General features: G+C 29.1%; 12 protein-coding genes. 9 read left to right on the top strand and 3 right to left on the bottom strand.

Annotated features, from left to right (window positions below; translation table 4 throughout):
- The first annotated feature begins 1 nt into the window (after nucleotide 1).
- The 9 genes from ACJA23_RS01780 to ACJA23_RS01740 all read left to right on the top strand — a co-directional run bounded on the left by ACJA23_RS01780 (nucleotide 2) and on the right by ACJA23_RS01740 (nucleotide 11,062).
- The gene (locus ACJA23_RS01780; protein ID WP_406614731.1) at nucleotides 2–1,870 is read left to right on the top strand and encodes an ABC transporter ATP-binding protein; all 1,869 of its coding nucleotides are present in this window, start codon (nucleotides 2–4) and stop codon (nucleotides 1,868–1,870) included.
- 114 nt (nucleotides 1,871–1,984) lie between these two features.
- Nucleotides 1,985–3,199, top strand: a complete 1,215-nt coding sequence (locus tag ACJA23_RS01775; protein WP_406614729.1) for a replication-associated recombination protein A — start codon at nucleotides 1,985–1,987, stop codon at nucleotides 3,197–3,199.
- A 12-nt stretch (nucleotides 3,200–3,211) separates the two neighbouring features.
- Nucleotides 3,212–4,165 (top strand): phenylalanine--tRNA ligase subunit alpha, encoded by a 954-nt coding sequence (gene pheS / locus ACJA23_RS01770; protein WP_406614727.1) that lies wholly within the window; start codon nucleotides 3,212–3,214, stop codon nucleotides 4,163–4,165.
- The gene (locus tag ACJA23_RS01765; RefSeq protein WP_406614725.1) at nucleotides 4,155–4,814 is read left to right on the top strand and encodes a uracil-DNA glycosylase; all 660 of its coding nucleotides are present in this window, start codon (nucleotides 4,155–4,157) and stop codon (nucleotides 4,812–4,814) included. The genes pheS and ACJA23_RS01765 overlap by 11 nt, the downstream gene beginning before the upstream one ends.
- Before the next feature lie 8 nt (nucleotides 4,815–4,822).
- Nucleotides 4,823–6,979 carry a phenylalanine--tRNA ligase subunit beta gene (locus ACJA23_RS01760; protein WP_406614723.1) on the top strand — a complete coding sequence of 719 codons (2,157 nt, stop codon included), beginning with the start codon at nucleotides 4,823–4,825 and terminating at the stop codon, nucleotides 6,977–6,979.
- Nucleotides 6,980–6,993: 14 nt separating this feature from the next.
- Nucleotides 6,994–8,250, top strand: coding sequence for a serine hydroxymethyltransferase (glyA, locus tag ACJA23_RS01755; protein ID WP_406614721.1), 1,257 nt, complete (start codon nucleotides 6,994–6,996; stop codon nucleotides 8,248–8,250).
- A 77-nt stretch (nucleotides 8,251–8,327) separates the two neighbouring features.
- Nucleotides 8,328–9,812: a hypothetical protein gene (locus ACJA23_RS01750; RefSeq protein ID WP_406614719.1), complete on the top strand. Its 1,485-nt coding sequence runs from the start codon at nucleotides 8,328–8,330 to the stop codon at nucleotides 9,810–9,812.
- Between the two features lie 2 nt (nucleotides 9,813–9,814).
- Nucleotides 9,815–10,480 (top strand): hypothetical protein, encoded by a 666-nt coding sequence (locus tag ACJA23_RS01745; RefSeq protein WP_406614717.1) that lies wholly within the window; start codon nucleotides 9,815–9,817, stop codon nucleotides 10,478–10,480.
- Between the two features lie 66 nt (nucleotides 10,481–10,546).
- Nucleotides 10,547–11,062: a hypothetical protein gene (locus ACJA23_RS01740; RefSeq protein WP_406614715.1), complete on the top strand. Its 516-nt coding sequence runs from the start codon at nucleotides 10,547–10,549 to the stop codon at nucleotides 11,060–11,062.
- 376 nt (nucleotides 11,063–11,438) lie between these two features.
- On the opposite strand, the gene ACJA23_RS01735 is transcribed toward ACJA23_RS01740, so the two are convergent.
- Genes ACJA23_RS01735 through ACJA23_RS01725 form a run of 3 tightly spaced genes read right to left on the bottom strand, consistent with a single transcriptional unit; the run spans nucleotide 11,439 to nucleotide 15,759 of the window.
- Nucleotides 11,439–11,903, bottom strand: coding sequence for a hypothetical protein (locus tag ACJA23_RS01735; RefSeq protein WP_406614713.1), 465 nt, complete (start codon nucleotides 11,901–11,903; stop codon nucleotides 11,439–11,441).
- A gap of 15 nt (nucleotides 11,904–11,918) precedes the next feature.
- Complete coding sequence (locus ACJA23_RS01730; protein ID WP_406614711.1) at nucleotides 11,919–14,714, bottom strand: ATP-binding cassette domain-containing protein; 2,796 nt, start codon at nucleotides 14,712–14,714, stop codon at nucleotides 11,919–11,921.
- A complete protein-coding gene (locus ACJA23_RS01725) occupies nucleotides 14,701–15,759 on the bottom strand; it encodes an ABC transporter ATP-binding protein (RefSeq protein ID WP_406614709.1) in 1,059 nt (352 codons plus the stop codon). The genes ACJA23_RS01730 and ACJA23_RS01725 overlap by 14 nt, the downstream gene beginning before the upstream one ends.
- Nucleotides 15,760–15,768: the final 9 nt, after the last annotated feature.

The raw sequence follows: 15,768 nt of genomic DNA, 5'->3' as shown, positions 1-15,768 counted from the left end.
TATGGAAGTTAATGAAAAAAGAGAAATAACCAAAGACTTAATCGAAGACAAACACGAACATGTTCCATATAAATCTGCCTTAAAAACCTTAATTTCATACCTTTTATACGAAAAGAAAGCTTTTGTTTTAGGAGTTATATTTTCATTTATTAACTCACTATTTTATGTTTTAGGAAGCTTTTTAGCTGGTTTTATTGTAACTAAATACATCTCACCAGCGGTTGAAGCTAGCGATCACGCCAAAGCGTTTGATGCTGTTGGATTTTCAATTACTTTAAGCTGTTTAGCACTTTCATTTATTACTTATGCTATTTTTAGGTATTTAGAAAACTCTCATTATGTCAAAGTAGCTTATAACTCGGGAAGTAGACTAAGAAACGAAATTATTGCTAAATTTCACAAATTACCTTTAAGTTTTTACGATAAAAATAAAACCGGAAACTTAATTTCAAGTATTATTGTCGATGTTAATAACATTTCTAACTCAATGTTTCAAGTTTTAACACAAGTTACTGGTGGAATATTTAGTATGACACTAGCGATTGTGATTTTATCACTGCTATCATTGAGTTTAACAGCCATTATTGTACCTTTAAGCTTGGTTTTATTTGGGTTAGTGATGTTGCTTATGAAAAAATCTCAACCTCACTTTATTAAAGTACAAAACGCATTTGGTGAGCTAAATGCCTTTGTTGAAGAAATGTTAGTTAATACTAAAGTAACTAACTCTTTTGACCAACAAGCCTATACATTCAGTAAATTAGAAAAAATTACCTTAAATATTCGTGATTCCGCATACATAGGTGATACCATCGCTAAAAGCTTTGATACACTTTATGGAATTATTTCTAATATTGTCATTGTTGCAATCACTGGTATTGCGGCTACATTTACTTTATTTAATCTTCCACTAGTAGGAATTCCTGGAATTGGTATTAACGAAAATGGTCGTGCTACAGCAGGATTTGTTATTACTTATATTTCAATTTGTTGAAGTTATATCGGACCATTTCAACAAATATTAAATAGTACTTTCAGCTTACAAATTGGGGTAGCTTCTTCAAGTAGATTATTTAAGCTAACTAAAATTAAAACACCAGATACCTCTCAAGAAACAATTGAATTAAAACAAGTTAACGGACACATAGTCTTTAATGATGTGTATTTTAAATACAACCCAAAATCATTAAATCACCAGTTAAAATCAGCTTCATTTGAAGCTAAACCTGGGGAAGTAGTTGCTATCGTAGGACCTACAGGAGCTGGTAAAACTACAATTATTAGCTTATTAAGTAAGTACTATGACTATGAAAAAGGTAGCATCACAATTGATGGAAACGAATTAAGAAACATCAAAACTAAGCAACTAAGAGACAATATGACGATTGTGCTGCAAGATTCATTTTTATTCAATGAATCAATTATTGATAACTTAAAAATCGCCAATCCTCATGCTACTGATGAAGAAATTATGCATGCAGCTAAACTAACTCAAGCTCATCACTTTATTATGAATATGCCTGATGGATATAACACCATGATTGAAAATAATGGTTCAAACTTATCGCAAGGTCAAAAACAATTACTTTCAATCACTCGTGCAATCTTAAGTAACCGTAGTATTTTAATTTTAGATGAAGCAACAAGTAATATCGATTCAAGTACTGAAAAAATAGTTCAAGAAGCGATGTTACACTTAATGAAAAATAAAACTTCATTTGTGATCGCTCACCGTTTAAGTACAATCAAAAATGCTGATCAAATCATCGTAGTTGATGATGGATTTATCATCGAAAAAGGTAGTCACAAGCAACTATTAGATCAGCAAGGTTTCTACTACGATTTATATACTTCACAATTTAAACAATAATTAGTTAAGGCACAAAGTTTGTGCCTTTTCTTTACAAAATTTGGACTGTTTTTAGCGCTGTTTTAGTATAAGTTTTATTAATTAAATTAATAAAAAGGTATAATTAAAAATATTATGAACAAAAACCTTGCAAACCAAATTCGACCTAGTAAAATTAGCGATCTTATCGGACAAGATCACATTAAAAAAATACTGCAAGCCGTAGTAAAAAACAACATCACTAGTAGTTTTTTATTTTACGGCGAAAGCGGAATAGGTAAAACAACTGCTGCCTTTGCATTAGCAAATCAAATGCAAAAAGAATATGGTTATTTTAACGCTAGTGTTGATAGCAAAGCTGATTTGGTTAAAATTCTTGAAACTAAACAAATTATCATCATCGATGAAATTCACCGTTTAAATAAAGACAAGCAAGATATTTTACTTTCATATTTAGAATTTGACAAAATTATAGTTTATGCTACTACAACTGAAAATCCTTATTTTAAGGTTGTTCCAGCAGTTAGAAGTAGAATGCAAATTTTACAATTTAACAAACTAACTGAAGCACAAATAGTTTTTGGTTTAAGACAAATTATTAACCAACAATTTCCAAAGTTATTAATTAGTGATGAGAGACTTTATGATTTAGCTAGCTTTAGTGCTGGTGATTATCGTTTAAGTATTAATAACTTGCAGATGTTAGCTTTTTTAGCAACTGAAAATGTCGAAATAACTAAAAATGACTTAAAAACCATTATTCCAAATATTAACTTTTATAGTGACTTAAATTCACAAGCTCACTATAACAATCTATCAGCACTACACAAATCACTGCGTGGTAGCGATGTTGATGCTAGTTTATATTATGGACTACTAATTTTAAAAAGCGGTGATTTAGATGGGTTATTTCGCCGAATGCTTTGTGTAGCTTATGAAGATATCGGAGTGGCTGCACCAATGGTTGGTGTGAGAGTTGAAACTGCAATTAGAGTTTTTGAAAGACTAGGGGTTGCTGAAGGGGTGTTGCCGATTGGTTTTGCACTAATTGATTTAGCATTAGCTCCAAAGTCAAATTCAGCTTATATGGCAATTCAAAATGTCAATAACTATTTAGATAACGGTAAAATTTATGAAATACCAAAACACTTAAGAGATAGCCATTACGCTTCAGCTAGCAAATTAGGTGATGGAGTTGGTTATTTATACCCTCATGACTATCAGCCGTATAATTATGTCAAACAACAATACTTACCAAACCAAATCAAAGATGTGCAATTTTATTTTCCAGGTACATCTGATATGGAACAAAAAATCAAACAATGATGAAATAAAGTTAAAAACTCATAAGGAGTAATTATTATGAACTATAAATTAACTGATATTAATAATTTAGAAGATTTAAAACATGCTAAAGCACACGTTTATGGTCAAAATGGTGAATTATTTAAGCTGCAACAAGAACTAAAAAGCGCACCAGTGGAACTAAAAAAAGAAATTGGTAAAAAAATAACTGAATTAAAAAATAGTTATGAAGCTTTCTTTATTGAAGCCGAAAACCGTGTGAAAGAACTAGAAATTTTAGCTCGTGTAAATAATGAATTTATTGATGTAACTAAACCATACAGTTTACAAGGTGCTTTAAATCCAATTACAATTATTGAAGAAAGATTAAAAGACTGATTTTTTCAACATGGTTATTATCAAAAAGAAGCAGGTGAAATAGTTTCTGATGTCTATAACTTTGAAAGATTAAACATGCCTTCAAATCACCCAGCGAGAGCCATGCACGATTCACTTTATTTAGACCCAAATACTTTACTTAGAACTCATAATACTGGAATTACTGCACTGGTTTTAGAAGAACACAAAAATGAAGAAATTTCAACCTTTGCAATTGGTAAAGTGTATCGAAATGATGAAGATGATGCGACTCACTCACACCAATTTACTCAATTAGACTTTGTTTCAGTTGGACATGTTAGTTTTTCTAACTTAATTTGAACTTTAAAATCACTTTTATCATATGTTTTAGAAGAAGAAGTTGAAATTAGACTTCGTCCTAGTTATTTCCCATTTACTGAACCTAGTGTTGAGGTTGATGTATTTTACAAAAATAGATGAATTGAAATTTTAGGAGCTGGTATGTTGCATCCTAATGTGTTAAAAATGGCTGGATATACAAATGATTTCAATGGTTTTGCTGCTGGTTTAGGAATTGAAAGAATTACAATGATTAAATATGGATTTAGTGACATTCGTGATTTATATCGAAACGATTTAAGAATTATGGAGCAATTTAGAAATGAAAGATAGTTTTTTAAATATTTTACGTCGTGAAGGTCAAAAACCTTATTTTGAACAAATTCTATCTAACTTAAAAACATGTCCAAATGATTTAAGCATTTATCCTCATCAAGTTGATATGTTTAGAGCCTTTGAATTTTTCCAAGTTGAACAAACTAAAGTAATTATTATCGGTCAAGATCCATATCATACTGAAGGAGTAGCTGATGGATTGGCTTTTAGTACTAGAAGCAATAAAACACCTCCTAGTTTAAAAAACATGTTTAAAGAGCTACTTAAAGACTATCCAAAAACTAAAATTGAAACTAATAGTTTAGTCGATTGAGCAAAACAAGGAGTTTTACTTCTAAATACAGTTTTAACTGTCGAACAAGGTAAACCAAATTCACACCAAAAATTCGGTTGACAAACTTTTACTAGAAGCGTTTTAGATGAAGTTTGCTACCAAAATCCAAATGTGATTTTAGTGTTACTAGGAAAAAAAGCACAACAATTTGCTAAAGGTGTTAAATTAGATCCGCATAACATTATCGCTATCGCACACCCTAGTCCATTTAGTTATAGACATGGTTTTGAAAACTCTAGTTTATTTAAGTTAATTAACCAAAAACTTAAAAAACAAGGTCAACAACCAATTAAGTGAGATTTATTAAAATAAGGAGTTCTATGTATTTTTCATTAAATCAAATTAATAAATATTTAAAAGTTAAAAAACTAACTCATACCGAAGTTGAAGTTGCACTTAATGAATTAGGTTTTGAAGTTGAACAAGTAAAGCGTTTTAGCGATATTGAAGGACTAGTTTTTGCCAAAGTTTTAGAAGTTAAAGATAATCCAAATGCTCCTAAATTAGATTTATTAACTTTAGAAACTAAAAATGGTATTATTAACATCCAAACTAATAATAAAATACTAAAACCAGGTGATTTATCAATTTGTTTTCCAGTTGGTTCAAGAAATAAAGACATAGTTTATGGTGAAAAAATGCTCCAAGGTTATCCTTCACAAGGAATGATGGCAGCTTTAAGTGAAATTGGTTATGACTATGAACTTTTAGAAGCTAAAGACCAAGTGTTAGTCTTACCTAGCGATTTTGCAACTCTAAATGATAATCCAATTGTAAAACTAGGTTTAGATGATTACATTATTGAAGTTTCAACCACCGCCAACCGTAATGATGCTAATTCATATTATGTTTTAGCAAGAGAGCTAGCTGCTTATTTTGATTTAGAATTTAACTTTGAGATTACTAAAGTGAAAGATTCATTTAAATCAAATTTAGTAGTGGAAAATAAATTAGCTTCAGAACTATCATTTACTGAAGTGCATGGAAGTTTAGAAACTAGTTTTGAAGAAAAATTATTACTAGCTAAACACGGAATTTCCTCAAGATTTAACTGAGCTGTTAACTTAAGTAACCTATGTTTAATTTTAATGGGTACTCCAACTCACGTTTATGACTTAAATAAAATTGGTTCTAAAATTTCAACCCAACTATACAGTGGTAAAGTTAATATTTTAGGAAATAAAGAAGTTGAAGTTAAAGATGTTTTAGCTATTTGTGATGAACATAAAGTTATTTCGCTAGCTTGTGTTATGGGACTAGAAGATACAAAAGCTGATGAAAATAGCTCTAAATTTGTTTTTGAAATTGGTTTATTTGATCCAAAATTAGTTCGTCATGGAGCAAAAGAAATTAAACTGTTAACTAACTCATCAAACCAAGGTTCAAGAGTAATTTCACAAGAAATGGTAGCTTTAGGTATGAATTTTATTCGTAGCTACTGCAAAGATTTACAAGTTTCAAACACAGTTAATGAAGTAAATGTAGCTAAACCATTAGAAATTAAATTAAATGATGAACTTTTAACCAGATATGCTTATGAATACGACCAAACTAAATACAAAAATGCTTTAGCAGCTTTAACCAAATTAGGTTTTGAATTCAAAAAAGATAAAGTCAAAGTTCCAAATTATAGATATGATGTAACAATTTTTGAAGATATTATTGAAGAAATCTTTAGATTTATGTCATACTCACAATTTAAAGCTCAACCATATAAAAACAAGCCTGTTTTAACTCAAAAAAGAAATAACGATAAAGCTATTTTAGTTCACCAAGGTTATTTTGAAGCTCGTACATTTACATTAGTATCAGAACAAAAAGCTAAATTAAATCCATTTAACTTTGCTTCATCTGTTAAATTGCAAACTTTTGTATCAAAAGAAAGAGAAGTAGTTAGAAATTCAATCATTAGCTCATTATCAGAAGTTATAGATTACAACCAAAAACGTAAAATTAATAACTTAAACATTTTTGAACATGGAATGATTAATAATAATGTCTTAGTTTACGGAATGGCTTCTACTGTCAAAGACTTTACTCAAGTACAAGAAGATTTATTAAACTTTTTACAAATAAATGATCTTGAATTTGTTCCTTTTAAAGATAATGAGTATATTCATCAAAACTATTCAGCAAAGATTATGCACGAAAACAAAATGATTGGATGAATTGGTAAATTACATCCTAAGTTTAATACAACAAATGCTGTTTATGCTGAATTTATAAAACCAAATGTTTTAAAACAAACTAAATTTACCCCAGTTGATTTTTCACCTCTAAAAAGTGTTGATTTAACTTTTGAAATTCAAAATGGTGATTATATTGGCAAAATCGTTCAAGAAATCAAACAAACAGTAAATGTTTTACAAGTTCAACAAATTGATGATTATCAAAAACAAAACTCACATAATATTACTTTAAGAATTACAGCAAATGAAGCTAATATTGCATTAATAAGCAAAAAATACAATAAATAACTAGCGAGGTAGTAATGTACAAAGAAATTAAAATTAAAGACAAAATAGTACAAGATGCAATTAATAATGAATTACATCGTCAAGAAGATCACATTGAGCTAATCGCTAGTGAAAACTATGTATCTGAAGATGTTTTAATAGCACAAGGAAGTGTTTTAACTAATAAATATGGTGAAGGATACCCAGGCAAAAGATACTACGGAAGCTGTGAAAATGTTGATATAGTTGAGCAAGCTGCTATTGATCGACTAAAACAAATTTTTGGTGTAAAACATGCTAATGTTCAACCATACTCTGGTTCTGTAGCTAACGCAGCTGCTATTGCATCAGTTGTTCCTAGCGGTGGCAAAATTATGGGGTTAGCCTTAAGTTGTGGTGGACATTTAACACACGGATACAAAATAAGTTTTAGTGGTATTTTCTATAATTCAGTTTCATATGAACTAGATCAAAATGGTTATTTAGATTATGATGCTATTGAAAAACAAGCTTTAGAAGAAAAACCAGACTTAATTATTTGTGGTTATTCAGCTTATTCAAGAACTATCGACTTTAAGCGTTTTAGAGAAATAGCTGATAAATGTGGAGCTAAATTACTTGCTGACATTGCTCACATTGCTGGACTGATTGCTGGTGGAGTTCATTCATCACCAGTTGGTCATGCTCATGTAATCACTTCTACAACCCACAAAACAATGCGTGGTGGTCGTGGTGGTATTATTATGACTAACGATGACGAAATTGCTACTAAAATCAACCGTTGAGTCTTTCCAGGATATCAAGGTGGACCACTATTCCACGCTATCGCTGGTAAAGCAGTAAGTTTTAATGAAGCTTTACACCCTCAATTTAAACAATATGCTCAAAATATCGTAGCTAACTCTAAAAAATTTGCTCAAGCATTTTTAGATAAAGGTTGTACATTAGTTAGCGGTGGAACTGATAATCACTTATTTATGGTTAATGTTAAGCAAACATATGGAATTAACGGTAAAGAAGCAGAAGAAATTTTAGAAAAAATTAATATCACAATCAACAAAAACTCAATTCCATTTGACACTTTAAGCCCAACACTTGGAAGTGGTATCCGTTTAGGTGCAGCCGCTATGACAAGCCGTGATTTCACTAAATGAGAAGAATTAGCCGATATTATTGATTATTGTTTAAGAAACTACACAAGTGTAGTTAATGACCAAGTAAAATTAAATGAACTAAAACAAAAAGTATTAGCTTTAACAAAAGAATTTCCTATTAAAAAATCTTATATTTAATAAAACACAATCGAACCAAATTATTGGAATTTAAAAACAACATATAGAACTTATTAAAATTAACTGGAGAAAATGACATGGAATTAAGAGACATTAAGAAGCTAAATCAAAGAATATACCAACTAGATACAGATGTTTCAAGAAATAGTAAAGTTATTTTTATTGCATCACTAATTTTTTGTTTAACTAAAAACAAAGATTTCCAAAATGTTAATAAATTAACTAGTTTTATCAATTTTGTAAGCGAAGATGTAAAACCAATTGATCAACTACTAAATCTAACACAACAAGAAATTGAAAAATTAGACCTAAAAGCCAGCACATACAATGCTGTAATGAACTCACTTAAAACAATTTCTGGGGTGAACACCAATTTAGATAGAGATAGAAGCTTATTTCAAGAATTTATCACTGATTTTATTAGTGAAGATTTCCCAAGTATTGAAGTTGGGGATTTATTCTTTGAAACTTTATATATGGAAATTGATAAAAAAGCAAGTAAAAGTAATGAAGGAATTGTTTTAACACCATCATTTGCAGCTCAACTTATGGTTGATTTATCTGAATTAGACTATAAAAAAGATGTTGTAGCTGACTTGTGTAGTGGTACTGGACTATTTTCTCTTTTATCATATTCAACTATGTTCAAACAAATGGATGAAGACTATAATACTAGAAAAATCACCAAAGAAGAATATGACCAATATAATAGTAGATTATATAATGCTATTATCGCTAATGACATTGAACCAAAAATGGTTACTATTTGTTTAGCGAATTTCATGCTGAAAAGATTAAATGAATCTTTACTATTTAGTGAAGATGTTTTAACTTTACAAAAATCATCATTCAAAGTTAAAAAAGATGGTGTTGAAACAAGAATTCAACCAACAAAAGTAATCTTAAATCCTCCATACGAAGATAAATACAAACCTCTTGAAATCATTTTACAAAACATTACATTAGTAAAAAATTCAGATAACAAAAATTCAAAAGTTATCGCTATTATTCCATCACAAAAATTCGGTCAAAGTAAAGATGTTTTTGCAAAAATCCTAAATATTGCAACACTTGAAAGTGTTATTAAAATGCAAGAAGATTTATTTATCGAAAGTGGAAAGGCTCAACCTGCTTCAATATTTGTTTTCAATGTTGACAAACCACACAAAAAAGATGATGTAATTCGTTATTACAACCTTACTGACACAGGTTATGTTTATTTAAAAGATAGTGGACTAGTCGATAAAAATCAAACTTTTGAAGATAAAAAAGCTGAATTACTAAGTAAAATCAAGCAATTAGAAGTTAAAACCTCAATTTCTAAATTCCAAAGAACTTGACAAAATTTCTATGAAATTAACAAAGAAATTGAAGTTGATGCTTTAATTGACCCAGATAAAATTAAAACCAGCAAAGAAGAAGCTGATGTTACTCTTGAAAATATAACTATCAAAAAGATGCTAAAAGAAAAAGAAGCTTTACTAGAATCAGTGAACAACTCATTCAAAGATAAAGATGGTTCATTTGAAAAATACATAATTGATATCCTTAGTGAGGCTTAATTATGAGTAATATTATTTGAAAAGGTTTTAAATTAGGTGATTTGTTTTTGTTTGACGGTTCTAACCAATACCCATTAACACAAAAAGAAGCTAATATCGTTGATATTAAAGATACAGATCATTCAGTTGCGGCAATTGCTCAATCTGCTAAAAATAACGGTATTATAGGTTTTATTTCCGTAGATGAAAATAATAGCGAATATATTACTAAAAATTCAATGACATTTTCAATGAATTTTGGTATTTGCTTTTATCACAACTATGATTATTTATTGTTAGATACACATGGTAGTATTTTTAGACTTATTCCAAAAAACCAAACTTTTGAAAAAATTCTCCTAAAAAATGATAGTTGTAATTATTTTTTAGCGCAAATCATAAATAAAATATGCTCAAAATCTATATATAACTGACAATGAAAACCTAATTCACAAAGATCAGCTAAAGAAATCATCATGCTTCCTTGCCTTGAAGTGAGTAAAGAAAATAACTACATTTGAGAAGAAAATGGAAAATATTTCACTCTAGCTGTTGAATATATCCAAAATTTGATGGAAAAAGCCAAAGAGTTAAAAGAACAAAAAACGATTCGCTTGTATGAGGCTGAAAAGGCGAAGTATGAGGCTGATTATATCAAACTTAAGAATAAAATTGTATGAAAAAATTAATTTCTGGGAAATTTTCTTGCACTTTCAACAAAACATATAATTAAAGATCCTGTAAAAAACTTTGATATGTATACTACTCCAATAGAAGGTACTGTCGCTGTTGTGACAGCTTCGAAAGAAAACAATGGAATTATTGGTTATATCAAAGAAAATGATGAAATAAAAAATCGTAAACTTAAAGGTGTATTGACCATAGCACCAATCGGAGCATATACAGGAATTTGTTTTTATCAAGAGGATTATTTTACTTCAACAGGTAATAGCAAAATTATTGAAATAACTAATTCTAAATTAAAAGATATTATGGATGCTAACAAATATTCTTATCATTTTTTGGCAAGAATCCTTACAAAGAATTTTTGTAAAACACTTTATGGTTATAGTAGAGTTTTAGTTAACAATGACGTTTACAAAACACCAATTCTTCTCCCTTGCCTTGAAGTATCTAAAGAAGAAGATTACATTTGAGAAGAAAATGGGAAATATTACACTTTAGCTACTAGCTATATCTCATATATTTATTTACAAAGTAGAGTTAATTTCAATCAAAAACTAATTGATGAATATACATATGAATATTAAAAAAGTTGCATTAATAAATGTGATTTAAATGAACCCTATTTTCCTGAATTCAAAAGGAAGTAGGGTTTTTTAATACTGTTAGAATTAAAACAACTAATTAATTATTAAGTCAAAGAAATTTAGATTCTTTAAACAAACTAGTAAAACAACCATAAATTAAATATTGAAAAAATAAAGTAAACTGTGCGATGGTTTTTATACTTGCTAATTGAATGACTAAATATCAGTTATTGAAATATATAAATTTGGTGTTCGCTTTATTTTTGGTGCACATATTATTTTCAATTTGTGCATCTATGAGTTTTTGTCACTATTATTTTGTAATCAGCTCATAACAAAACAAAAAAACCTCCTAAGCTGGAGGTTTTATAATCTATTAAATAATTAAAGTAGATAAAGTGATTAAAGGAATTAATGCAATTAAGTTTCAAATAAACTCAAAAACAAAGGGGAATTTACTTTTTGGAGTTTTAGCTTTTTTAGCTTCATTTAATTGTTCTTTAGTTTTTTTGTAAACATGTAATTCGGCTTGGGACATTTTCGCCTTCTTACGTTCTTCGTTGATTTTTTTATGATTTGCCATTGAGTCTTTAAAGTTAGCTATGGATCTTGATAAAAAACCTAACTTAAAGATGATGATAATAACATTAATTAATAAAGGTAAAGCAAATGCAAAAGCAAATGAATCTAATACTTTTCCTTTATAAGCACTAGCAAAATAAACAACTAAGAATAAAACCAAAATCAAACTAATAAAACAGGCTTGAACAATTCAAAAGCGCTTTGTTCTAAATTCATTTTTACACATGAAAATGAATTTGTATCATCCGTTTCTTAGCATAAAACTCCTTTAAGTTTATTGTTGATTAGTTTCTTCTTGTATTCATTTTTCAAATTGTTCATCAGTTGCATAAACAAAGTGTTTATCTTTTTTAACTGTTTGAACTTTAGGAATGTTTGGATATTGTTGTTCGTTTAAATATGAAAGTTCAAATTTAACATCTTTGAATTTTTCATTAGCGTTTGAGATTTTAGGTATAGCTTTAAATAAGTTTTTAGTATATGGGTGAACTGGATTTGCGTAAATTTCTTCAGTATCTCCAGATTCAACTATTTTACCTAAGTGCATAATTTGCACACGGTCAGCAATGTATTCAATCATTGAAAGGTCATGAGCGATAAATACCATTCCGATATTTCTCTTAGTACATAAATCTTTCAGTAAGTTAACTACTTGTGCTTGAATTGAAATATCAAGAGAAGCAATCGGCTCATCAGCTACAATAACTCTAGGTTGAGTAATTAAAGCACGTGCGATAACGATTCTTTGTCTTTGTCCACCACTAAATTCGTGCGGATAACGGTAAGCAAATTGTTTTAATAAACCAACATCTTCAAGTGCTTTATAAATAGTATTTTGCACAAATAGTTTGAAAATACCTCTAAATCTTTTTCAGTTAGTTAAGCTTAATAAAGTATTGTAGAATTTAGATTTTCTAAATTTACGGTCAAAGTTAGTTACACCTAATAATTTATAAATATTAGCTAAATCTTTGTTAATAATTTTAATTTCGGTATCAAATGATTTATTTCCATTTAACTTATCGATCACATTATTACGATAAACTTTTAAGTCAATAATATATTGGTTTAATTTACCATTTAATACTTTAGTTTTCTTGTTATAGCTAGCTTTAAATTTAGCTACTTGCTCTTCAGAAGCTTGTTCTTGTTTTAAGTTATTTAAATCAGTTTTATATGCTGATGCTAGGTCTTTTAGTTGGTTTTTGACATCAACTATTACTTCTTTTTCAAAGAAGTTAACAAACTCTTTAAAACGAGCATTAAAAGCGGTAGTTAGTTGTTTTTCTTGATCTAATAGTTCAAGATAGTTTTGTTTTTGATTAGCAATACGATCGAATAAATCTTTAATTCTGATGTTATAGTTTTCAATGTATTTAGCTAATTCATTTTCAAATACTTCTTCAGTTTGAGCTAAATGTACTCTTGCAGCTTCTAGAGCTTCTGAATTATCAGCTGCAGCTACTTTTTGATGTTCATTTAGATGCATTTTAGCTTGAGCTAATTTTTCTTGTAAGTCTTTTTCTCTAGTTACAAATGTGTTTTCAAACTGTTCTGAAATTAACTGGTATTTGTTAAATTTAAATTCACAATTTGCTTGAATATATCTTTTTAGCTCTTTAATGCTTGATTTTTTAGTTTCATCGATAAATGAAAGTTTTTTATAAAAGATTGTAGCGTACTCACGGATGTTTTCAGTTAAATCTTTAGCATTTAAGTAATCGATAAATAATAGGTTTTTAATTTGAGCTTTTAATTGTTTTGATAGTGTAGCGTAAATTAAGTATTGTTTTAGCTTGTGGAAGTAAAAACTTAAAACATTAGATGTATAAGCATCAATTTTATGCATTTGAGCTTCATTTTTAAGCTCACTAACTAAGTTTTTAAAAACGTTAATTGAGACAGCAACATAACTTTGTTTATCAACTGCTAATTTTTTTAATTGTTTTTTATATTCAGCAATTTGATCTAAATAGTGATAGTATTCGGCTGTATGTTTTTTTAGTTTTAGTTGTTTTTCATATTCAGCACGAGCATTTTTTAGATCAATTTCATCAAAGTCAATTTCTTGATTACGGTATGCCTCTTTTTTGTTGTGGTATAAATCAATTAAACTATCTGAATTGGTGTATAAGTTGTTTACAAGTAAAGAGTTGATTTTACCTTTTTCATCTAAAAAGCTGAAAATACTATTAAATTGGTCTTCTAAACTGGTTGAAGTATTAAAGTTTTTTTCTTCTTTTAAATGTTGTCATTTAGCGATAAAAGGTGCATATAACTCGTTTGAAACTTTTAAGTTTTGTAACTCTAATTCAAGTGCTTTTTCTAAGAAAGTGTAGTGAAAGTTTTGGCTAATTTGTTTTCAATCACTTTTTAGATCAATCATTTTTTCTTTAATAACACCATTAACCACTAATGGTTCACGTAAAATACCAAAAATATTGTTTTGACCGTTTAATGCAGCCATTGGATCTTGGAAGATCATTTGAATATTTTTGTGCATGTATTTTTGATGCTTACGAGGTAATTTTTTACCTGAAATAACTTGATCACCTAGACGAACAAATCCACTGTAATCTTCGTATAAGCGTAACAATGAACGACCAACAGTTGTTTTACCACTACCACTTTCACCAATTAAACCAACAATTTCACCTTCTTTAACATTAAATGAAACATCATCTACGGCTTTGTTAATAAATCCACGGTTAACAAAGTATTTTTTAAGTCCATTTACTTCTAAAATGTTTTCTCTAGTTGATCAATCTACTTGAGCTACTTGAGATACTGGAGCTAAATCATTTTCCTGAGTTTGGATGTTTGAATTTACAACTAAATCTTGGTTTCTTAAAGCATTTACTAATTCAAGATTAGATGTTTTAGTTAAAACAGCTTCTTGAATAGGCTCTTGAACAATTTGATTTACAACTGGTGCGTTTTCTGGTACATAAGTTGGTACTTGTGGTTTTAAGTTTACAGTAACTTCTTTTTGAGCAACTTTATCTAAAACAACTGGAGTAATTCTAAATCCTCTGTGGTGTCTTCTTAATGGTGGATTATTTTTGTTCATGGAATACCTTCTTGAATGAATTTAATCTTTCTTGCAGTTCAGTTGATAAAGTTACTTTTGGAGCATCAGGGTGTAATAATCAAGTTGCAGCACTATGAGTTTCAGAAACTTCAAATAGTGGGGGTTCTTTAATAAAGTCAATTTCTAAAGCATACTCATTTCTAGGAGCAAATGCATCACCTAAAGGTAAGTTGTTCATATCAGGTGGAGTACCTTTAATTGAGTATAAACGATCGGATTTGTTTTCTGGAATAGCTGAAATTAAAGCTCAAGTATATGGGTGTTTAGGGTTTGTAAAAATATCGCTTTTGCTTCCTTTTTCTACGATTTTTCCAGCGTACATTACATAAATGTAATCACAAAACTTAGCAACAACTGAAATGTTGTGGCTAATTAAGATAATTGAGATATTCATCTCTTGACGAATTTGCTCAAATAAAGCTAAAACAGATGCTTGCACAGTAGGATCAAGCGCTGTAGTAGGTTCATCAGCAATAATAAGTGAAGGTCTTAGCGCTACAACCATTGTAATAACTACACGTTGTTTCATCCCACCACTTAGAGTATGTGGATACATGTTAAAAACTTGTTCAGCTTGTAAAATACCAAATCTTTTTAATAAAGAAATTAAGTAATCTTGTTTTTCTTTTAAAGGTTTATCTTTTCAATCAGAGTTATTATTTAATGCATCTAGTAATTGTTTTCCAATTTTACGAGTTGGGTTTAGTGAAGTTAGCGGATCTTGAGGAATGTATCCAATTTTGTGACCTCTAATTTTTTGTCAATGACTTTCTTTCATTTTTTGAGTTAAGTCATATCCGTCAATTACCATTTCATCAGCGGTTGTAAAAGCGTTTTCGTTGATGTTTAAAAATGATTTAGAAGTAACACTTTTGCCACTACCACTTTCACCAACAATCCCTACAATTTGACCACGTTTTAGGCTAAGCGAAACACCTCTAACGATGTTGATGTATTTGTTTTTAGAAATACGGAAAGATACTTTTAAATTTTTAACTGTTAAAAGTTTTTCTTCTTGTTTCATGTTAGCCTC

This window comes from Mycoplasma corogypsi, assembly GCF_045276875.1.
In the GTDB taxonomy this organism is placed as follows: domain Bacteria; phylum Bacillota_I; class Bacilli_A; order Mycoplasmatales; family Metamycoplasmataceae; genus Mycoplasmopsis; species Mycoplasmopsis corogypsi.
This window is presented reverse-complemented; position numbering and strand designations above follow the sequence as displayed.